Origin of the sequence: Providencia sp. JUb39 (assembly GCF_012272845.1) — a bacterium.
Classification (GTDB): Bacteria; Pseudomonadota; Gammaproteobacteria; order Enterobacterales; family Enterobacteriaceae; genus Providencia; species Providencia lanzhouensis.
Map to the genome: position 1 here is coordinate 3,811,515 of NZ_JAAWXD020000001.1, position 20,948 is coordinate 3,832,462.

Sequence of the window (20,948 nt, forward strand, 5' to 3'; positions counted from 1 at the left end):
CATGACACACGACCATAAATTACAAGTTGAAGCCATCCGTTGCGGCACTGTCATCGACCATATCCCTGCTCAAATTGGGTTCAAATTACTGAAGCTGTTTAAGCTCACCAAAACCGATGAGCGTATCACTATCGGGCTGAATTTACCTTCTAGCAATATGGGCAAAAAAGACATTATCAAAATCGAAAATACTTTTTTAACCCCAGAGCAAGCGAACCAATTAGCGATGTATGCGCCGGAAGCCACCGTTAATCGTATCGAAGATTATCAAGTAGTGGAAAAATTAGATCTAAAATTACCCGAGCAAATCGACAGCGTTCTGGTGTGCCCAAACAGCAACTGTATTAGCCATAATGAGCCCGTTTCCAGCAGTTTCCGCATTAAAAAACGCGCGAAACATGTAGCATTAACCTGCAAATTCTGTGAAAAAGAGTTCGATAGAGACGCCGTGATCAATAATCAGTAAGGTATTTAGGCGTAGACTGCGTCTTTGTGTGGATGCCGTTCCATGTCTATAATAGCGTCCAAACCCTTTTTTACGTGATAAACGGAGAAATTATGTCATACGAAATCAGCACCGAAAATGCACCAGCCGCTATTGGTCCTTACGTTCAAGGCGTCGATTTAGGCAGTATGGTTATGACTTCAGGTCAAATTCCTGTTGATCCAAAAACCGGTAATGTCCCTGAAGATATCGCAGCGCAAACTCGTCAATCACTGGCGAACGTAAAAGCGATTTTAGAAAAAGCAGGTCTGGGCGTTGCCAACATCGTAAAAACGACCGTTTTTGTGAAAGATTTAAATGATTTCGGTACCGTTAACGCCACTTACGAAGAGTTTTTCAAACAACATAATGCGCCATTCCCTGCGCGTTCTTGCGTTGAAGTTGCGCGTCTGCCAAAAGATGTGAAAATCGAAATCGAAGCTATCGCAGTACGTAAATAGTTTTATTCAGTTTCAGATTGTCAGTCTGATAGCCTGCTAACCCATTGTCAGCAGGCTTTTTTTCATCATATAAAACTGCTCAACTAAAAATAGCAACCCGCTTTTAGGCTATTCTCTGTATCCCAAAGTGCCCTTCTCTTTTTCTCGCTGTTTTGTCACGATAACCCTCGGGATATATCCGCAACATCACTTTATGACTTATTCAATTCAGGACTATATTTAGCCCCTGCGGATACCTATATGCAAAATAAAATACGTTTATTACTGCTCAGCCTGTCACTGGCTGTGTTTGGCGTGATCACGACCGAAGTGGCGGTGATTGGTTTATTGCCACAATTAACTCAGCAGCTTCATATCACAGCACCACAAGTTGGTTTTCTCGTCAGTATCTACGCAGTGGTCGTTGCCATTTCAGGACCTTTTATCACGCTATTGCTAGGGCGTTTTAATCGCAAAACCGTTCTGTTGGTCATCATGATGCTATTTATTATCTCCAATAGCATTTATGCCCTCACCGAAAACTATCATATGATTTTGGTGTTTAGAGTTTTACCCGCACTGACCCATGCGGTCTTTTTTGCCATCGCCCTAAACCTTGCAGCCAATGCCATGCCGCCCGAAAAATCTGCCAAGGGCGTGGCCATTGTGTTTTCCGGTGTTGCGGTGGGGATGGTTTTGGGATTACCCCTCAGTGCCTTTATTGCAGAAGCCTTTTCCCTGACTGCCGCCTTTTGGTTTGGCGCGTTAACCAGTTTGCTAGCATTTATGGGGATCGCCATTCATGTGCCGTCTACTCCCGTCACCACACCGCTGAAAGTCCGTGAACAAGTGGCGATTTTAAAACGTTTGCCTGTTTGGTTATGCATATTGACGGTGACACTGATTTTCAGCGCGATGTTCGCGAGCTTCAGTTATATCGCCGATTATCTGATCAAAATCACCGGATTTTCGAACAATGCGACCAGCACACTATTGGTGGTGTTCGGCGTCAGCGGGTATATCGGTAACTTTATTTTTAGCCACTTTCTACAGCGCAGCCAAATTACGACCACTTTGCGTTATCCCGTGTTATTCGGAGTGATTTATTTCGCGGTTTGGCTCTTTGGGCATCAGCCGATAGTGATGGTGGCGTTGGTGATTTTATGGGGGGCTTTCCATACATCCGGTTTAATCATCAGCCAAAGTTGGTTAATGAAAGAAGCCAATTCAGCCCCTGAGTTTGCCAATAGCCTGTATATTTCATTCTCAAATTTAGGGATTACCATTGGCACTATGATTGGAGGCTGGGCGATTTTATATGCAGGGGTTGCTGCCATTATTTGGGTGGGAATTGCGTTTTCTGTCATGGCATTAATCAGCATTTGGGTAAAAGTGAAGCTAACCCATTCGGCGCCAGCACTCGCTTGCCATTCCCTTAATTAAATTGCCCTTCTTTTGCCGCCTTAAGCAACATATCAATCACATAGCGTGTTTTTGGCGGCATACTACGCCCTTTTGGCCACAGCAGATTAATCGGTGTTTCATAGCCTTCAGACTCTGGCAAAATACGCTGTAATTGCTGGTTTTTCAGATAATCATCGACCAACCACAATGGTAACTGAGCAATCCCTTTTCCTTGAAGCACCGCTTGGAGCATCGCATCGCCATCAGCGAGTTCATAAAAAGGGCGTGGAGCATACTGGATGACGGTTCCTTCTTCACATAAGCGCCAATAGAAAGGTGCTCCTTGTCGGATCCCCACAATGCAGCGATGATTCTCCAGCTCTTGAAGATGCTGAGGCGCCCCGTATTTTTCAAGATACTTTGGCGATGCACATAGGACTTGGTTTTGTGTGGTTAACTGACGAGCCACAAGGTGAGCGCTGTCGGGTAAAGGACCAATACGCACCATCAAATCCAAACCTTCCTCAAGGGCATCCACAAACTGCTCATTAAACGAAACGCTCAACATCAATTGGGGCTGCTCATCCATCAGTTGCATCAAAATAGGCATAATGCATTTACGCCCAAATGCGGCAGGAAGATCTAGGCGCAGCTTACCCATCAAGGTATGGGTATTCTCTTGGAGCTGCTGACCCGCTTTATCTAATAAATCCAGCGCAGCTGAACATTCGTGAAAGTAGCGTTCCCCTTCCGTCGTGAGCGAAATTCCCCGCGTGGTTCGGATTAATAGGCTAATACCCAAATGTTCTTCGAGCTTAGTGACACGCTTGCCGACGGCGGATTTGGTGATCCCTAAACGCTCTGCCGCTTCCGTAAAACTCCCTGATTGAACCGTCGCCACAAATGCAGTAATACCGGTGAGTGAATGGATGGGGATCATAATGCGCTTTTTAACCTCATCAACTGCTAGCCTGCCGCTTTTTTTTCAATTGATTCATTCTAGAGCAAATTCCCAAACCCTTAAATCAATCTCTAAATTTAATTAATTCCTGCCCGTTTGATATTCATATAAATTATTTTTTTCTTTGTTTTAAATCAAATTACCGTCATCTAAAAAAAGGCAATATCCTACATATTGTGCTTTAATTAATTCACTAGGCACTATATATAGTAAAAATTCACATTTCTTTCACAGGGATGCCCCATACTGATAAAGGATCATGGACGCTATCGCCAGTCCTGTGAGGGATTAAATAAGGAGTATGACAGTGAAAACGGTGGTTATAAAACGAGATGGTTGTCAGGTCAATTTTGATCTCCCACGCATTCAAGAAGCGGTGCGACGTGCAGCCGCTGCTGTGGACGTCAAAGATGATGATTATTGTCTGCAAGTTGCCACGGTTGTCTCTGAGCAGTTGTGCAATCGCGAAAAAGTGGATATCGCTGAGATCCAAGGTGCTGTCGAAGACCAGCTCATGTCAGGGCCTTACAAGGATTTGGCTCGAGCCTATATTGAATACCGCCATGACAGAGACAGCGAACGCGAAAAACGCAGCCAACTTACTCACGAGATCCGCGGCCTAATTGAGCAAAGCAACTTATCCTTACTCAATGAAAATGCGAACAAAGACAGTAAGGTGATCCCAACCCAGCGTGATTTATTAGCCGGGATCGTCGCTAAGCATTATGCCAAACAGCATATTTTGCCACGCGATGTTGTTCTTGCTCATGAAAAGGGTGAAATTCACTATCATGACCTCGATTATGCCCCTTTCTTCCCGATGTTTAACTGTATGCTTATCGACCTTGATGGCATGTTAACCAACGGCTTTAAGATGGGAAATGCGGAAATTGAGCCACCAAAATCCATTTCTACTGCCACTGCCGTTACTGCACAAATTATTGCCCAAGTGGCTAGCCATATTTATGGCGGAACCACCATTAACCGCATTGATGAAATTTTGGCGCCTTATGTCGCTATTAGTCATGAAAAGCATTTAAAAGTAGCCAAAGAATGGGGAATTGCTGACGCTGAAGCTTACGCCCAAAGCCGCACTGAAAAAGAGTGTTACGATGCGTTCCAATCCTTAGAGTATGAAGTGAATACACTGCATACCGCGAACGGGCAAACCCCCTTCGTCACCTTTGGATTTGGGTTAGGCACATCCCAAGAAGCGCGACTTATCCAACAATCCATTCTCAAAAACCGCATTGCTGGACTGGGTAAAAACCGCAAAACCGCGGTTTTCCCAAAACTCGTGTTTGCCATCAAAGATGGGCTGAACCATAAATACGGCGATCCTAACTACGATATCAAACAGTTAGCTTTAGAATGCGCCAGCAAACGCATGTATCCAGACATCCTCAACTACGATCGCGTGGTTGATGTCACTGGCTCCTTTAAAACACCGATGGGCTGCCGCAGTTTCTTAGGTGTCTATGAAGAAGATGGCAAACAAATTCACGATGGGCGAAATAACCTCGGCGTGATCAGCCTGAATTTACCGCGTATTGCGCTGGAAGCTCAAGGTAGCGAAGAGGCATTTTGGGCGCTGCTCGATGAGCGTTTAGCCATCGCTAAAAAAGCATTAATGACCCGCATTGCGCGCTTAGAAAATGTCAAAGCCCGAGTAGCCCCTATCTTATATATGGAAGGTGCCTGCGGCGTTCGCTTAAAAGCCAATGACAGCGTAGCGGAAATTTTCAAACATGGACGCGCTTCAATTTCATTGGGTTACATTGGGTTGCACGAAACCATCAATGCCTTATTTGGCACGCAAACTCATGTGTATGACAGCGAGCAATTGCGCGAAAAAGCCGTCGCTATTGTCAATCGTCTTCGCCAAGCCACTGACGAATGGAAAGCCCAAACAGGTTACGGTTTCAGCTTATACAGCACGCCGAGCGAAAATCTGTGTGACCGTTTCTGTCGCTTAGATACCGCTGAATTTGGCGTTATTGACGGTGTAACCGACAAAGGCTACTACACCAATAGCTTCCACTTAGATGTGGAAAAACAGGTTAATCCTTACGATAAAATCGATTTTGAACAGCCGTACCCGGCGCTCGCCAATGGTGGTTTTATCTGTTACGGCGAATACCCGAACTTACAGCACAACCTCAAAGCCCTCGAAGATGTCTGGGATTACAGCTATCAGCATGTTCCTTATTACGGTACCAACACGCCAATCGACGAATGCTATGACTGCGGTTTTTCCGGTGAATTTTCCTGTACCAGCAAAGGCTTTACCTGCCCAGCTTGTGGCAACCACGATACTAACCGCGTTTCCGTGATCCGCCGTGTCTGTGGCTATTTAGGTAGCCCAGATGCCCGACCGTTTAATGCGGGTAAGCAAGAGGAAGTAAAGCGTCGTATCAAGCACTTGGGTAATGGACAGCTCGGTTAACGGCGGATAAATACCATGAATTATCACCAATATTATCCTGTGGATGTGGTTAATGGACCCGGTACCCGCTGCACATTATTTGTTTCGGGCTGCGTTCATCAGTGCCGAGGCTGCTATAACCAAAGCACATGGCGCGTGGATTCCGGTATTCCTTTTACCCAAGAGATGGAAGACCAAATTATCCAAGATTTGCAGGATACGCGTATTCGCCGACAAGGGCTCTCCCTCTCAGGGGGGGATCCTTTGCACCCTGCCAACTTGCCTGCCATTTTAGCGTTAGTGAAGCGAGTAAAAGCCGTCTGTCCAGATAAGGATATCTGGATGTGGACAGGCTATAAATTGGATGAATTGACACTAGAACAGCAAAAAGTGGTGAGTTTGATCAATACGTTGATTGATGGAAAGTTCGAACAGACACTGTACGATCCCGCACTGCTATGGCGCGGTAGCAGTAACCAAGTTATTCATCGACTGCGTTAAGCTTCACCCGACCTAAGCTTCACGCAACCAATGTAATTTGGTACCAAACCCCAGCGTATTATCCACCATTTTCACCGTCTGTAATTGGAGCTGCCAAATCGGCAGCTTTGCCTCTAGGGCGACTGGAAATCTCTGGCAATAAAATGCTTTCTGCACATCCGACTCTTCACCGTCAAATTGGCGAATTTCTCCCACAAATTGAATACCTTGAATTTTACCCACTTGCTTAGTTTGTGCAGAGATAGTCCCTGCCACACGAGGGTTTTCCTGCATTAATTGACCGTGCTGCGAATCGGGGGATGTCATGAAAATTAAACGCATATTTTGGCGGTCAAAGGCGTAGTAGCAACTGGCAGCCCAAATATCATCTTGGTGAGAGGTAAACAGAGAAAAAACGTGTTGGCGAGCAATATAGCGCTGGATGTGTTGTAAGGTGTTTTCGGGTGTCATTGCGAATGTCCATGTTAGACCGTTCAGAACACGCCCATAAAAATGGCTGGGCGTGCTTAAGCTGTTCTGAACGTTATCTGTACTTAGTTCGCACTACTATAACTTACTCATTCGAATTGCACCTAACATAAGGTTCTATATCAACAATGCTAGCATTCGAAGTTACTAATACTTCCCCTCTAATCCCTCTCGCTTTTACTCTAAATAATTCGAGTTGCAGCTAGGCGGCAAGCGAACGAGTCGCTAGGAGCATACACTAGTATGTGACTAGTGGGAGTGAACGCAGCCAACAACGCTGCGGCTCGAAGTATGACGAGTAAAATTATTTATAGATAGCTGCAGTACCACTCATCTCATTCTCACCGCTTGCAGAAATCACGCGGAAAGATTTTGCGCCAGCTTCATCAGCTTTTTTGGCTAATTGTGCAGTCAGGTCATTTACACTTGCAGCACCACTTACAGACACATAACCTACTGCTGGCTCGCTAGCTTGTCTAACTTCTTCAGCCGCCATTGAACCAAATGATACAGCACCTAAAGCTAAAGCAGCAGCAAATAATGTTGATTTTTTCATGGTAAACTTCCTCATTGTATGTTTGATATTTACAGGGGTTTTTTCATGTTTCCCTGTGATATGGATCATACTATGCCCTTTATTCGGAGATGAAAATTAGCTAATTTTGCTATAGTTATTCAAATTAATTGAACAATAACCTATATTGAGGTTACAAATTTGTGACAGGTTTATATCATTTTTTATTTATAATTTAGTATGTTATAAACTTTATGATCCGCGAGAAAATTCGCTGGAAGCCAACTAAATTATCCTTATAAATCAGCACAGAATGCTAAATTCAGTGACAAGAAAAGCAAAATGACACAGCAAAATTGGTCTCTTTACTTAATTCGGCAGAAAAATAACGCGTTATATTGTGGGATCACCACCGATGTTCAGCGGCGTTTTCAACAGCATGAAGCGGGAACTGGCGCCAAGGCACTAAAAGGTAAAGCGCCTTTGACCCTCGTTTTTCATTGTACTGCGGGGGATCGTTCTGAAGCATCTCAATTAGAGTATCGAGTTAAGCAATTGAGTAAGCAGGCAAAAGAAAGGCTGGTCACTGACCAGCCTGATGATTTACAGCATTATTTAGCGGCTTACACATTGTCAAAATGCGATGAGTAAGTGACTTCGCCTTTATGCTGGTCAATGGCGCCATTTTCGAGTCCATAGACAAGAAAATGTTTTTGTAGACTTGGCCATTGGCAACGTAATTCGTGGTTGGAAGCGGGTTCGAAACCAAAACGCCCGTAATAACCCTCATCACCGAGAACAACGACAGCCCCATAACCAAATTCATTTAGGCTATCTAACCCTTCATAAACCAATTTTTCCGCGATACCTTGGCCTTGATAGGCTTTTTTAACGGCTAATGGGGCGAGTCCTACCCATTGAACATCTTCACCATTCACATCAACCGGGGTAAACCCGACATAGCCAATAACTTCGCCGTCATCGTTGGTTGCCACCACACCGAGGGTCAATAACCCATCTTCACGCAGGTGCTGAACAAGATCTGCCTCACCCTCAGTTGGGAAGGTTTCACGTAATAGCGTGTCGATACCCATGGCATCAACCGGGATTTCTACACGTATCAGCATGAGGTTAACACAGGCGTTTTATGCTCTGCGTCCTCACTGTCTTGTACCGTTTTAATCACATCAGCGAGCTGTAATAGACCAAAGCGTAAAGGCGCAGGCATATTTTCAATTTCGAAGGCATCCATCAGGTTTTTAACATACAAACCTAATTCAGTATCCCCTTCAATCACCAAACGACGTTGGAAAAAGAGCGTATCGGGATCTTCTTTGCGGGCTGCGATCAATACCAGATCATTGGCATTGCCGCTGACACTGACATCCGGTTCAGCCTGCTTTTGTACCACCAGCTGACCGTCTTGTAAGCTGATAAACCAAACAAGCTCTAAATCTCGGATCTCAACTTTCAGCCATTTCCCTTCCAGAAAATCGAGTTCGCCTTCTTTAACAGACTCACGAAACTGCCAACTTAATAGTTGTTCGAGTATTTGACGCTGTACGACAAATGGGGTCACTTTCAATGGAAACTTCAAAAATGAAGGGCCTTGAGTGATCAGTTGAGAACGAATTTTACCAAACACAGTACTAACTCCCGTATCAATTATCTGTCCACCACGCATAACTACTGGTTAAAGCAGCCGCTTGGACAATTTTAATACCTATAATAACAACGATTATAGATAACATTGATGTGTAGATGTAAAGATAGCCAGAGATATATCGTTATTTATCCGATATAAGGACATATTTTGCCAAAAAATAACGTGATGATACCGATCCTATATCAATCTTTATCCATCTCGCCAATATTTATTTCCAATAATCTCTACACTTTTATAATAGTCACGAAATAACTATCTCGCCTACAACATTCCAAGCTTCTCTGCGCTAAATCAAAACCTCTACCAGACCCCTTGTCTAGAATGACCAATTGCTAAATTTTTATACAGAGAAAAAGCCAATGGAATTACTCTGCCCTGCGGGGAATTTACCTGCCTTAAAAGCGGCTGTTGATAATGGTGCCGATGCGGTGTACATCGGACTCAAAAATGATACTAACGCGCGTCATTTTGCAGGTTTGAATTTTACGGAAAAAAATCTGCATGAAGCAGAGCGTTATATCCACCAGCGTAAACGTAAATTGCATATTGCGATAAACACCTTCGCTCATCCTGATGGTTATCAACGCTGGCAGAACTCTGTTGATTTAGCGGCTGACCTAGGAGCCGATGCCCTGATCCTCGCCGACATTGCTATGTTAGAGTACGCCGCCAATAAATACCCGCATATTGAGCGCCATGTTTCTGTGCAAGCTTCCGCGACAAACACAGAAGCCATTCGTTTCTATCAGCGTAACTTTCAGGTACATCGCGTGGTGCTCCCTCGCGTGTTATCCATTCACCAAGTTAAACAACTCGCCAAAACCAGTCCTGTACCGCTGGAAGTGTTTGCTTTTGGTAGCCTGTGCATTATGGCTGAAGGTCGCTGTTATCTTTCTTCCTACTTAACGGGAGAATCCCCGAATACCGTCGGTGCTTGCTCTCCTGCACGTTTTGTTCGCTGGCAACACACTGAAAATGGCATGGAATCACGGCTGAATGATGTGCTAATCGACAGCTACAAAAAAAATGAAAATGCCGGTTATCCAACGTTGTGTAAAGGGCGCTATGTGGTGGATGAGCAGAAATATCATGTACTTGAAGAGCCCACCAGCCTCAATACCATTGAGTTACTCCCAGAACTCATGAGCGCCAATATCGCCTCGGTAAAAATTGAAGGTCGTCAGCGCAGCCCTGCCTATGTCACCCAAGTGACCAAGATTTGGCGTCAGGCAATCAATCGCTATAAATCCAATCCAGACGGTTTTGTGACGGATCCTAGATGGCTCAAAGCCCTCGGTGACCTTTCTGAAGGTAGCCAAACCACCCTTGGTGCGTATCACCGTAAATGGCAATAACTGGCGTACATCATTCATCAGCATGGATTAATGGGTAACATAATGAAATATGCATTAGGCTCAGTACTGTACTACTGGCCAACATCAACCTTACAGGATTTTTATCAGCAGGCAGCAGACAGCGACGCGGATATTATTTATCTCGGGGAAACGGTATGTAGCAAGCGCCGTGATATGAAACCCAATGACTGGATTGAGCTTGCTAAGCAGCTAGCAGGAAGCGGTAAACAGATTATTCTCAGCACTCTAGCCCTGCTACAAGCTCCCTCTGAGCTGAAAGAAATCAGTAAGTTAGTCGATAATGGCGAGTTTCTAATTGAAGCGCACGATTTTGGTGTCGTTAATATGCTGGCTGAACGCAAATTGCCTTTTGTGGCAGGTCATGGGCTTAACTGTTATAACGCCCCCTCACTGAATATTTTGCTACGCCAAGGCATGATGCGCTGGTGTATGCCCGTTGAACTTTCCCGTGACTGGCTGGTGAATTTACTCAATCAATGTGAAGAGCTAGGTATTCGCGATAAGTTTGAAGTGGAAGTTTTCAGCTACGGTCACCTACCACTGGCTTATTCTGCCCGCTGTTTTACCGCTCGTTCGGAAAACCGCCAAAAAGATGAGTGCGAAACCTGCTGCATTAATTACCCGCAAGGGCGCAAAGTGATGTCACAGGAGCAGCAACAAGTATTCACACTTAATGGCATCCAAACCCTGAGCGGCTACTGCTATAACTTAGGCAACGATATTTCGTCCATGCAGGATTTGGTGGATATTGTGCGGGTTTCCCCTGAAAGCCTTGAGTCTCTCAATGTGATTAGGCAATTTAAAGCCAACCAATACGGGCAGTCCCCACTGAGCATTCCCGACCAAAGCTGTAATGGCTATTGGCGTAATATTGCCGGATTGACCCTAGAAGCGTGATGGGCTTTTGTCTATTTTGACTCGATGATCTGTGATTAGTCTTATTCTTTAAGTTAAATTTAAGTTCACCATTGAAAATTTAAGTTAAGTATAAAATAATCAGTCCTCCATTAAGGATGAGGACTGATTATGGCAATAGGATATTTTTTGCGGGTGGGTGACCGAACAACCTGCGGAGGTCAAATTCTTAGCGGTGATCCTACACTCTCTTGGTACGGTGTAGCCGGTGCTAGAGAAGGGGATCTTGTTAGCTGCGGTAAACACTCTGGGCGATTTTATATTATTGGCGGCTGCCAAAGTGTTTGGGATGAAGGGCGGAAAGTCGCGGGAACACTTGAAAGCATCAGTTCATGCCCCTGCCGAGCTCGTTTTATTAATTCAATTCAAGACTGTTATAGTGATGAATATAGCGATAAAAGTAGCGCTATTTCCTCGGTATCACCATCAATTCCCCCTTCCATTGTTACCAAAAAAATCTGTATTAGTTGCTTAATGAAAGCGGCCGAATCAGGCCAAATGCTTGTCGTTCGAGAAGGATGATGATTAATGAATAATTCGCATCCTATTTTTAATTATTCCAAACGTTATCCTACTGCAAAGCATTATTGTTTAATTTGCGGCTTACAGTATGAACGTTATTTTGATAAAGAAATTCAACACCATTATGGTGCCGCAAGCCCGCTTTTCAAGCAATCTTCCGAGGCTGAAATCGCGTGGGCTGGCCCGTGGTTGATTGATGTGACTCATCGGCATGACTTGCTGGCAGATTTAATGCAATTAGAGTCTAAATCTCCTGCATTATCTTGGCTAGTTAGTGACTTATCGCTGAATAAATTAGCGTCTCACTTCTCTGACCTTCTTAATGTGAGTTTACCTGATAACAAAACGGCCTTATTCCGGTTTTATGATCCCCGCGTGACGCACAATATGCCCCAAGTACTCACTCTTGAACAATTTAATGAGATAACGATGCCTCTTATTGCATGGTATTACCGCTTTGAAGGGCAATTTTATGCATTACAAGGAGGGCGATTAAATGCAGTTTAGCGAAGAACAATTAACCAAAATTCAAAATATCGAACAAAGTGATTATGTTGCCCAAGTTATTGCTGACTTTTATCAACATCACCCTGATAAATTACAAGTAATTGAAACATTAAATAGTCGTCTGCAATCTGCTCTTCGGTATTTGTTATCCCTAGGGTTTACCAAAGAGCCTTTAATTCGTTCTTTTTTGTTCTATGAAGCGTGCTCCCCTTACTTTTATTTGAAGCCTGAAATTAGAGATATGCTTGAGGAAAACGGTCGAAATCCAGAGCAGCAATACCAAGATTTTTTACGGATAGCCATGAAATTGATTGAATGGAGAACTTAATATGCCAGTTCCTTTAATTATTGCAGGGGCGGGATTAATGACACTGGGTGGACTCGCCGCAGTGACCCATGAAGCCTCAAAAATCGGCTTCCCCTCTTCGTCAGGTAGTGGAGATGATGAGTGGGGAAATACTAGTTATGAAGATAAAATTCGGGAATATGAAAGCATTGCGATCGGTGGCGAATTTGATGATGAAGAAAAGAAACGAGGCAATAATCAAGGTGCTGCTGTAGGTGCTACAGCCGGGGCATCTGTTGGTGTTGCTGCCATTGAAGCCAGTAAAGGCTGTCAAGACTGCCCGGCGCTCCCTTATATTGTTCCTCATCAAAATGATATTACCAATACACGCACCCCCAATGCTTATGCATATCAGGCAAGAATTTGTAATACACAAATCAGAACTGTCGATACCCCCGCAGGGCAAATGCGATACATTGATGAATGGAAGTGCACAATTCCCGTTCCAACCAGAACCCTAAACCCGTTAGTGGAGTTTGATGGCTGGAAACCTGATGAATGCAACTTTATTGAAACGAAAGATAATTATGATAATTTTTTCGACAAAGATGGTGAAGTTAAAGCTTTTTGGGAAAAAGGAGGTAATATTCCTAAACAAGCATTTGATCAGGATTGGCTATGCCAACATCAATTCAAGGGACGTTCATATATTGACTGGCATTTTTCGCAAGAAAACATGTACAGATTTTGTTCTGTTATATTGGACTCCTATCCTCAAATTCGAACACATTTAACTCCATAAAACAGGGTATTTATAAATGAAACTCAAATTAGATGTTGATATTAAACTGGATGATCAGCTTACGAATGAAAAATTTATAAATATTTTAGTCACTATGATGAATTTTGTAAAAAATATTACGTCCACTGATAGTGAAAAATGGTTTTTTTCTGGAGATAGCTTAGAAGATTCCATGAATAAACCAGCCTTCGAAAATGGTAAGCCATCTTCCATTTTAGAAGACAAAAAAAGTATAGATATCATTGAGTCAATATGGGCAGGGGATAATTCTTTAACAATACAACATGCTGCAAATATTAATCAATATATACTAAGATTTAATCTCCGAAAGATTGATCATTTAGATCTTAAAAACACACTGAAATCAATAAATGAAATTTTATCCATTTTTAATATTTTAGCCTTGAGGATGGATATAAATAATTATTCATATCATAAGAAACAAGTCTTTCCGGACAGGTTTCCTGTTGGCTGGATGCTTTATTTAAATAAAAAAATAACGCAACAACAGATTCCCATGGCTGCTCAGCTTATCCATATTGATAATGACAAAAATCACGGAACATTAATTATCAGTACCGACCATGTTTTTGATGGTGAAAATAAAGAGGATATTAAAAAAGCCAATGAAATCGAAATTCAGCTTGCTGGGTTGGGGTTATTACCGTTAATTCGTGAGATGTATAGTTAAGGCGCCTATAGAGTACGATAGCGTAATAATAAACTCGATTATCGTACTTTAGAGTCCTATTTCATTTCTATTTATTAAAATCATGACTGTAAGTACTCACACTAGGATCACTTATGGATATCTCAATCAAGATAGATATTGAATTGAATGACCAATTATCACTACAAACGCTAATGAGTACATTCAGCGAAATGATTGCATTTACTGATCTCATCACTAATAACAAAGAGCTAGTTTGGTATTTTTGTGGTGACAGCCTTGAGGAGGCTTTGAATCAACCGGCATTTAAAGATAATTACCCAACTTTATTTTTCGAAGAACGACAATACATTGATATTATTGAAGGCATATGGAGTAGTGAAAATAAAGCCCTTGTTATAAAGGGAAAAATTTCAAGTTTAAAATACAATCTGGATTTTGATTTACGTGAAATTCAAAGTATAGCTATAGATAAAATAAAGGATATTTTATGTTCATACCTTAAGAAATTTGACGTATTCTGCATTCGAGTAGATATAAATGACTATGAATATAAAAGCAGAAATGTTTTCCCAGACAGACTTCCCGTTGGCTGGATGCTTTATTTAAATAAAAAAATAATGCCAGAACAGGTTCCCATGGCGGCTCAGCTTATCCATATTGATAATGAAAAAAATCACGGAACATTAATTATCAGTACCGACCATGTTTTTGATGGTGAAAATAAAGATGATATTAAAAAAGCCAATGAAATCGAAATTCAGCTTGCTGGGTTGGGATTACTGCCATTAATACGAGAGATATATAGTTAATTTTTTAAACGGTATTGACCCTAGAGGCGTAATGAATTTTCTATTTATGAGAGGCTCTCTAGCGAGCCTTTTCATTCCATGGTCAATCACCAACAAAAACCTGCGCAATTCTTCATCAATAACCGGCCTATACCCAGAATATCCCCCAAACAGATACGGAGTTATCTCCTTTGAATTCAGTTGACGTACGGTAGATTAGATAAGCAACCAAACTCACAGACTAATAAGGAAATACCCGTGATAAAACGTACCCTGCTCGTCATGACACTTTTTTTAGCGGGATGCTCAACATCCCTTGAGTACACCAAAGCTGATCTCGAAAAAAACCAAGAAGTGGGTTACTCCGATTCTGGGTACTATCGCGTGGTATTTAAAGGGAAAAAAATTCTTTCCGTGCCTGAAAATGCCCATATTGTGGCAGGCACTGAAGATAACGTGGTTGGAAAATTGACCCAAGATGGCAAAACTGGTGAGTTTGTGATTGCGGGGCTTGCCGCCAAAAGCAATGGCAACATTAGTTCCCAAGTGGGTGGCCACGATTATAATTTGAGTTTCCTATTAACCGATGAAAATGATTTACCACTTTCATCAGTCAATTACATCATTATCAATGACTGTAATGGGGAAGCCTATTCAGGCAAAACCAATGCTAACGGACGCACATTTTCGGTTTCAACGCCCAAAGAGTGCAACTTAAGCCTCAGTGTCCTGGAATAAAAGATTGTGCCATAACGTATTTAGAGCCATTTTTCAAAATAAGAGGTTGGAAACCAACCTCTCTGACGATTATTTATGGCTATTTATGAAAATGCTTGCGCCAGCGATGCACCGCATGACTAATCTGGCGTAACTCACCATCTCGCAACATGCCAATAAACACACCGATAAACGAGTAAATCACCCCAAGCACCAGCATCATCACAATATCCATCAAGATATCTCTAAATGGCAGACCCATTTGGTTGATCCCCGCCATGGCGTTAGTCGCCCATGTTGATGGCAATGCAGAGGCTATCATTCGTACCCAGTCTGGCATAGCTTGTAATGGCCAAATCGTACCAGACATATAGAACACCGGCGTGGTGATAAACGCCAATGTCAGGTAGATCATTTCCACACTACGCAAGCATTCCGTGACCAACTTCCCTAACCCAATAACGGCGAGTAAGAATGGGAAAGTTAGCATCCAAATCTGGTACAACGGCGCTTCTTGCCGATAACCCAAAATCCATGGCCATAAGGCAAAAAATACGGTCGAAAGAAATAACCAGATAGGCACCAGCGCCGACAACGCCCCCAGGTAAACCGCTAATGGGGGTTTACCTTTTGGTGTGGAACGAATGGCAATACTGACCCGTACGCACGCAATTAATAAGGAGTGCTGCAATAACATCACCAGCAAGCCAGGGAAGATAATCGCCGCAAAGCTAATGCCAGGGTTATACAGCGGCTCGGTTTCACTGCGAACAGGGGCAATAATCACTTTCGCTTGTTCAGGACTGAAACCCGCCTTTTCCAGTAACTGGGTGTTATAGGCGCTCAATAACGTTTGATACGCTTTCGATAGCTCTTGCTGGATTTGCCCGCTGGCTAAGCGGTTTGTGGCATCCCCATAAACCGGTACCGTGATATTTTTGCCACTAAGCAAATGCTTCTCAAAATCCGTTGGGATGATCACGATGGCAAACAGCTGCCTCGCAATCATATCCTGCCGCGCTTGAGCTAAATTATCGTAACTGTGTAGCTGGACTTTGGGCGTGGCGTCTAAATCGCGGATCAGCTCACGACTTGCGCCAGAGTGATCCATATCGATAACCGCCACAGGCAGATCCCACAGGACAGGACGCGCGTACACCAGACTCATGATACAGAGAGAAACGAGCAGCAGCAGCCACATTGGTTTCTCCAGCATGCCCAGCAGTACCTTTTTAAACGTCGCAAAATAGACCGTCATCATACGATACTTCCTTGGGTTTCAAGCCGTTTCACTAAGCGTTTACGGATCAAAAATGCCGTCAGTAACGGGTAAATCAGCAAAAATAGACACACTTGCACAATACGCTCAAACGAAATTTCCCGTAAGAAAATATCAAACATGGCGTTTAAGGTGTGAGTGAGCGGCTCCGCGTTCGAAATAATTCGTGCGGGCAGAATCATCGAGAGTTCCGGCACTGCCATGCCAGAAAACGCCAAGGCAATACTCACCAGCATCCCGATTAAGCTGTAAGCCATTATCGCGCTGGACGTGAAGCTAAAGAGTAGTAACCCGATACTCTGCGCCGCTATCACATAGAAGAAGCCCACCAGCATCATATACAGGGGGTTCCCCACTACTTTTGCGTCGAAAATAGTGACCAATGCCGCCAGTTCCACAATTAGTAACGTCGTGAAAAATAACGTATAAGGTGCCATTTTACCTAGCAGTGCCATTGAAAATGGCTTCACACTTTGAAGAATAGTGCCGCGAGACATGGTGTAAATAGTGGCTGTGACCACAAACAGTTGCAGCATATGGATGGTCGCCGCAAATTGTTGGTAATAAATATAGCTGCCACTGGGGTTAAAGAGGCTATCGTAAGAGAGCGTGACTTGCGCCAATGCCGGTAGAGATTGCCCCATCGATTTTGCCATTTCCTGGCGGTATTTGGCGTTAAGTTCCGCAACTAAGCCGCTAAAATCTTGAATAGCATAACTGCCAGATGCGTAAAACAGCGCATTGTAGTACATACGCAATTCAGGCTGGCGTCCTCGCAATATATCTTCCTCAAAATGTTGGGGAATATAGAGCAAGGCATAATCTTTAGCGCTCCCCAGCTGCTTGATGGATGTCACTAAGTTGCCATCAATCGCTTTCACTTCCGCATGAGGACCCGCATCAAGATCGCGGATAATTTGCCTTGAAACTGGGCTGTTGTTGTTATCTACCACCGAAACTGGCACATCCATCAGCGTTCCCTCTGAGAAGTTAGCGCTGATTAACGTAAACAGCATCAATGGGAATAGCCAACTCAGCCAGTGAAAGACTGGGCTGCGGATCGCCATTTGGGTTTCGCGGCTAAAGGCATGTTCAAAACCATGCCAAGCGAATTTGAGTTTCATGGCGTCACCTGTTATTTATCCCAGTGCCACAAGACGCTCATCCCCGGTCGCAATCCTTCAATCGGTTGTTGTGGATACAAGCGAACTTCAAAGGTTTTCAGGTCGAAATCCCCTGTCGCACGGGTGGCTCGTTTAGTCGCGTAATCCCCTTTCGGCGCAATATAGCGAACTTCGGCTTCCACGGTTTTATCCCCTAAGGCAGGAACCGTCAGCTCAATTTTGTCCCCTTTTTTCACACCCACTAAAATATCTTCACGTAGGTTATAAACAAAATAGGCTTGAGGGAGGCTGATCAATGAGATTAGTGGGCTACCTGCATTGAACAGTTCACCAATTTCCGCAGGGATTGGACCAACTTCACCATCCACAGGGGCTTTCACTTGCAAGTCATCCAGTTGAACTTGGAGTTCAGCCAGTTTTTGCTCTGCTTGGTCTACTGCCGCTTTATATTGTTGACGCTGCTCAATACGATCGCCGTTTTTACCTTCTTCCAAACGCGCCTTAGCACTTTGGACTTGTTGGAACGCAACATCTTTCGCTTTACGGGCGGTATCTAGCTCATTTGCTGAGACATACCCTTTACCTGAAAGATTATTTAAACGGGTAAATTCACGAGAGGCATTTTGGTATTGCGAATTTGCTTGAGCAACCGCAGCTTGTAGGTCACGCAGCGTCTCTTCACGAGTCCCATTTAAGGATTGGTCGAGTTGGGCTTGAGCTTGGTCCTTAGCCGCTTTTAATGCCGCGTATTGAGCTTGTAACTCAGGGCTTTCTAAGGTGAGCAGTAACTGCCCTTTCTTCACATCATCCCCGCGTTCTACATGGCGTTCAATGACTCTGCCTTTGGCTTTTGAAGTCACGATGACCTCCGGTGCGTCCACTTCCCCTTGCAATAATAAAAATTGATTATGGGAATGAAAAAGCGCCGCAGCAGCAATTAAGATCAGCATAAGCAAGATCAGTATGATGGTTCTTTTTTTCATTATGTATGTGGGCCTTGAATAATAACGGAGGAAACTACTTTTTCATTATGACAATAAATTAACACTAACGTTAAGAAATTTGTGCGCAAAATCACGCTTTAGCGGTCTTTTTTAGTCTGAGGGGCTTTGACGCTTATGTCAAATAATGATGTTTTACTAATTATTAAATGACGATTACTTAACCAGCCCAATAAGATACAATATCCCCCAAAGTATATGGCTAAGCCCACTGAGCCAGCCGCCTACAATTCGAAACTTGTAACTTGCAACATTGTGCATTCATCGCACCAATGTCCTAAATAATTCGAATTGTAGGTAGGCGGCAAGAGAAGATATCTTGGGGAGCATACAAAAGTATGTGACCCAAGTAGCTGAGCGTAGCCAACACCCCTACAACTCGAAGTATGACGGACATTAAGATGTACGAATTTGATCTGATCTTATTATTACTCCAACAAATGTGCGTCTACCTCGTTATCGCTTGGGCACTCAGCCGCACTCCTCTGGTCACCCCACTCCTTAAGGTTACCATTCGCTTACCTCATAAAGTGATGTGCTACCTTATTTTCTCAGTATTTTGCATCATCGGTACTTATTTTGGTTTACATATCAATGATTCCATAGCTAACACTCGTGCTATTGGTGCTGTACTTGGCGGATTGTTAGGCGGCCCTGCGGTGGGCTTTGCTGTTGGGTTTACTGGTGGGGTTCACCGGTACTCTTTGGGTGGAATGAGCGCTTTCGCTTGTATGATCTCGACCATTGTCGAAGGCTTAATTGGCGGTCTGGTACATCGTTACTATATGAAGCGTGGGGAAATTAATAAAATCTTTAACCCTGTTACCGCTAGCTGCGTTACCTTTTTCGCTGAAATCATCCAAATGCTGATTATTTTGCTCATCGCCCGCCCATTCGATGAAGCTTATGAATTAGTGAAAAATATTGCCGCGCCGATGATCATTGCCAATACCGTCGGGGCTGCCATGTTTATCCGCATTTTGCTGGATAGGCGTGCCATCGTCGAGAAATACACCACAGCATTCTCCGCTCAAGCCTTGAAAATCGCCCTATGCACTGAGGGTATTTTGCGTAAAGGTTTCAATGCGGATAACAGCATGAAAGTGGCAAAAATTATTTACCAAGAATTAGATATTGGTGCCGTCGCCATTACGGATAGAGAAAAAATTCTCGCGTTTATCGGGCTAGGCTCCGATCACCACATTCCAGGGACACCTATCTCATCCATTCAATCCAGGCAGGCCATTGATAATAATGAAGTGGTTTATGCCGATGGTAACGAAACGCCGTATAAATGCTCGCTAAGTCCCTCGTGCAAGCTAGGTTCCACCCTTGTGATCCCGCTTAGAGGGGAAAACCAACGGGTGATTGGTACTATTAAGTTATACCAAGCCAAGAATAGCCTCTTTAGCTCCATCAACCGTACGCTAGGGGAAGGAATTGCCAGCCTGTTCTCTGCCCAAATTTTGGCGGGGCAATATGAGCGCAATAAGCAATCTTTACTGCAATCGGAAGTCAAACTGCTTCACGCACAAGTGAACCCGCATTTTCTCTTTAATGTGCTCAACACATTACAAGCAGTGATCCGCAAAGATAGCCAGCAAGCGGGACAGCTCGTGCAGTATATCTCCACCTTCTTTCGCAATAACTTAAAACGTCCAGAGCAGAATGCGACATTAGGGGAAGAAATCGAGCATATCAATTCATACCTGCAAATTGAAAAGGCGCGATTCCAAGAGAATTTGCAGATCCATTTAGATATCCCCGATGAAGTTAAACAGGTGGAATTACCCGCGTTTACGCTGCAACCTATTGTCGAAAATGCAATAAAACACGGCACTTCACAGTTATTAAATACCGGATACATTACAATACGCAGCTATATTCGCTGTGAACATGTCTATATTGAAATCGAAGATAATGCCGGTTTATACCAGCCAAGTGGGCAATCTGACGGCTTAGGGATGGGCTTAGTCGATAAACGCTTGCGCCTGAAATACGGTGAAAAATATGGAATAGGCGTGGAGTATGAACCTGAAAAATTCACCCGCGTGAAAATCCGCTTGCCCTACATGTCCACTTAATCACATTGCAC

General features: G+C 43.6%; 24 protein-coding genes. 16 read left to right on the plus strand and 8 right to left on the minus strand.

Annotated elements, in window-relative coordinates; all coding sequences use genetic code 11:
* Nucleotide 1 precedes the first annotated feature (1 nt).
* The 3 genes from pyrI (at nucleotide 2) to HFU86_RS17650 (ending at nucleotide 2,367) form a co-directional block, all read left to right on the plus strand.
* A complete protein-coding gene (gene pyrI, locus HFU86_RS17640; protein WP_036949112.1) occupies nucleotides 2-466 on the plus strand; it encodes an aspartate carbamoyltransferase regulatory subunit in 465 nt (154 codons plus the stop codon).
* A 92-nt stretch (nucleotides 467-558) separates the two neighbouring features.
* A complete protein-coding gene (ridA, locus tag HFU86_RS17645) occupies nucleotides 559-945 on the plus strand; it encodes a 2-iminobutanoate/2-iminopropanoate deaminase (protein ID WP_036949109.1) in 387 nt (128 codons plus the stop codon).
* 240 nt (nucleotides 946-1,185) lie between these two features.
* On the plus strand, nucleotides 1,186-2,367 hold the full coding sequence (locus HFU86_RS17650; protein WP_187129762.1) for an MFS transporter: 1,182 nt from the start codon (nucleotides 1,186-1,188) through the stop codon (nucleotides 2,365-2,367).
* Here HFU86_RS17650 and HFU86_RS17655 read toward each other — a convergent pair.
* Nucleotides 2,360-3,268, minus strand: a complete 909-nt coding sequence (locus tag HFU86_RS17655) for a LysR family transcriptional regulator (protein WP_132496377.1) — start codon at nucleotides 3,266-3,268, stop codon at nucleotides 2,360-2,362. The genes HFU86_RS17650 and HFU86_RS17655 overlap by 8 nt on opposite strands.
* Before the next feature lie 328 nt (nucleotides 3,269-3,596).
* Here HFU86_RS17655 and nrdD point away from each other — a divergent pair, with 328 nt between their 5' ends.
* Together nrdD and nrdG are read left to right on the plus strand one after the other, a co-directional pair.
* The gene (gene nrdD, locus HFU86_RS17660) at nucleotides 3,597-5,735 is read left to right on the plus strand and encodes an anaerobic ribonucleoside-triphosphate reductase (RefSeq protein WP_187129763.1); all 2,139 of its coding nucleotides are present in this window, start codon (nucleotides 3,597-3,599) and stop codon (nucleotides 5,733-5,735) included.
* 15 nt (nucleotides 5,736-5,750) lie between these two features.
* Nucleotides 5,751-6,215: an anaerobic ribonucleoside-triphosphate reductase-activating protein gene (nrdG, locus tag HFU86_RS17665; protein ID WP_108478831.1), complete on the plus strand. Its 465-nt coding sequence runs from the start codon at nucleotides 5,751-5,753 to the stop codon at nucleotides 6,213-6,215.
* 12 nt (nucleotides 6,216-6,227) lie between these two features.
* Here nrdG and HFU86_RS17670 read toward each other — a convergent pair whose 3' ends face one another.
* Nucleotides 6,228-6,665, minus strand: coding sequence for a YhbP family protein (locus HFU86_RS17670; RefSeq protein ID WP_187129764.1), 438 nt, complete (start codon nucleotides 6,663-6,665; stop codon nucleotides 6,228-6,230).
* Between the two features lie 322 nt (nucleotides 6,666-6,987).
* Complete coding sequence (bhsA, locus tag HFU86_RS17675; protein ID WP_036949095.1) at nucleotides 6,988-7,239, minus strand: multiple stress resistance protein BhsA; 252 nt, start codon at nucleotides 7,237-7,239, stop codon at nucleotides 6,988-6,990.
* Between the two features lie 300 nt (nucleotides 7,240-7,539).
* Between bhsA and HFU86_RS17680 the strand changes: the two genes are divergently transcribed.
* Nucleotides 7,540-7,848 (plus strand): GIY-YIG nuclease family protein, encoded by a 309-nt coding sequence (locus tag HFU86_RS17680; RefSeq protein WP_154628810.1) that lies wholly within the window; start codon nucleotides 7,540-7,542, stop codon nucleotides 7,846-7,848.
* Here the strand turns inward: HFU86_RS17680 and HFU86_RS17685 are convergent.
* Both HFU86_RS17685 and ubiT read right to left on the minus strand, forming a co-directional pair.
* On the minus strand, nucleotides 7,821-8,324 hold the full coding sequence (locus HFU86_RS17685; protein ID WP_036949091.1) for a GNAT family N-acetyltransferase: 504 nt from the start codon (nucleotides 8,322-8,324) through the stop codon (nucleotides 7,821-7,823). The two genes, HFU86_RS17680 and HFU86_RS17685, sit on opposite strands and share 28 nt — an antisense overlap.
* Complete coding sequence (ubiT, locus tag HFU86_RS17690; RefSeq protein WP_132496375.1) at nucleotides 8,318-8,842, minus strand: ubiquinone anaerobic biosynthesis accessory factor UbiT; 525 nt, start codon at nucleotides 8,840-8,842, stop codon at nucleotides 8,318-8,320. The genes HFU86_RS17685 and ubiT overlap by 7 nt, the downstream gene beginning before the upstream one ends.
* Before the next feature lie 380 nt (nucleotides 8,843-9,222).
* On the opposite strand from ubiT, the gene ubiU reads away from it, so the two are divergent.
* The 9 genes from ubiU to HFU86_RS17735 all read left to right on the plus strand — a co-directional run bounded on the left by ubiU (nucleotide 9,223) and on the right by HFU86_RS17735 (nucleotide 15,470).
* On the plus strand, nucleotides 9,223-10,218 hold the full coding sequence (ubiU, locus tag HFU86_RS17695; RefSeq protein ID WP_187129765.1) for a ubiquinone anaerobic biosynthesis protein UbiU: 996 nt from the start codon (nucleotides 9,223-9,225) through the stop codon (nucleotides 10,216-10,218).
* 42 nt (nucleotides 10,219-10,260) lie between these two features.
* Nucleotides 10,261-11,136, plus strand: coding sequence for a U32 family peptidase (locus HFU86_RS17700; RefSeq protein ID WP_187129766.1), 876 nt, complete (start codon nucleotides 10,261-10,263; stop codon nucleotides 11,134-11,136).
* 129 nt (nucleotides 11,137-11,265) lie between these two features.
* On the plus strand, nucleotides 11,266-11,676 hold the full coding sequence (locus HFU86_RS17705) for a PAAR domain-containing protein (protein ID WP_187129767.1): 411 nt from the start codon (nucleotides 11,266-11,268) through the stop codon (nucleotides 11,674-11,676).
* Nucleotides 11,677-11,682: 6 nt separating this feature from the next.
* Entirely contained in the window at nucleotides 11,683-12,183 is a 501-nt protein-coding gene (locus HFU86_RS17710) for a DUF4123 domain-containing protein (protein WP_154599696.1), read from the plus strand.
* Entirely contained in the window at nucleotides 12,173-12,511 is a 339-nt protein-coding gene (locus tag HFU86_RS17715) for a hypothetical protein (RefSeq protein WP_036949079.1), read from the plus strand. Before HFU86_RS17710 ends, HFU86_RS17715 begins: the two co-directional genes overlap by 11 nt.
* Before the next feature lies 1 nt (nucleotide 12,512).
* Complete coding sequence (locus HFU86_RS17720) at nucleotides 12,513-13,271, plus strand: Tox-REase-5 domain-containing protein (RefSeq protein WP_187129768.1); 759 nt, start codon at nucleotides 12,513-12,515, stop codon at nucleotides 13,269-13,271.
* Nucleotides 13,272-13,287: 16 nt separating this feature from the next.
* Nucleotides 13,288-13,962 carry an Imm52 family immunity protein gene (locus HFU86_RS17725; protein WP_187129769.1) on the plus strand — a complete coding sequence of 225 codons (675 nt, stop codon included), beginning with the start codon at nucleotides 13,288-13,290 and terminating at the stop codon, nucleotides 13,960-13,962.
* A 113-nt stretch (nucleotides 13,963-14,075) separates the two neighbouring features.
* Entirely contained in the window at nucleotides 14,076-14,753 is a 678-nt protein-coding gene (locus HFU86_RS17730; RefSeq protein WP_187129770.1) for an Imm52 family immunity protein, read from the plus strand.
* Between the two features lie 237 nt (nucleotides 14,754-14,990).
* Complete coding sequence (locus tag HFU86_RS17735) at nucleotides 14,991-15,470, plus strand: hypothetical protein (RefSeq protein WP_336431775.1); 480 nt, start codon at nucleotides 14,991-14,993, stop codon at nucleotides 15,468-15,470.
* A gap of 79 nt (nucleotides 15,471-15,549) precedes the next feature.
* On the opposite strand, the gene HFU86_RS17740 is transcribed toward HFU86_RS17735, so the two are convergent.
* Genes HFU86_RS17740 through HFU86_RS17750 form a run of 3 tightly spaced genes read right to left on the minus strand, consistent with a single transcriptional unit; the run spans nucleotide 15,550 to nucleotide 18,835 of the window.
* Nucleotides 15,550-16,707: an ABC transporter permease gene (locus HFU86_RS17740; protein ID WP_036949268.1), complete on the minus strand. Its 1,158-nt coding sequence runs from the start codon at nucleotides 16,705-16,707 to the stop codon at nucleotides 15,550-15,552.
* A complete protein-coding gene (locus HFU86_RS17745) occupies nucleotides 16,707-17,852 on the minus strand; it encodes an ABC transporter permease (protein WP_187129771.1) in 1,146 nt (381 codons plus the stop codon). Before HFU86_RS17745 ends, HFU86_RS17740 begins: the two co-directional genes overlap by 1 nt.
* 11 nt (nucleotides 17,853-17,863) lie before the next feature.
* Nucleotides 17,864-18,835 (minus strand): HlyD family secretion protein, encoded by a 972-nt coding sequence (locus tag HFU86_RS17750; protein ID WP_036949070.1) that lies wholly within the window; start codon nucleotides 18,833-18,835, stop codon nucleotides 17,864-17,866.
* 419 nt (nucleotides 18,836-19,254) lie between these two features.
* Here HFU86_RS17750 and HFU86_RS17755 point away from each other — a divergent pair, with 419 nt between their 5' ends.
* On the plus strand, nucleotides 19,255-20,937 hold the full coding sequence (locus tag HFU86_RS17755; RefSeq protein WP_132496366.1) for a sensor histidine kinase: 1,683 nt from the start codon (nucleotides 19,255-19,257) through the stop codon (nucleotides 20,935-20,937).
* The last annotated feature ends 11 nt before the right edge of the window (nucleotides 20,938-20,948 follow it).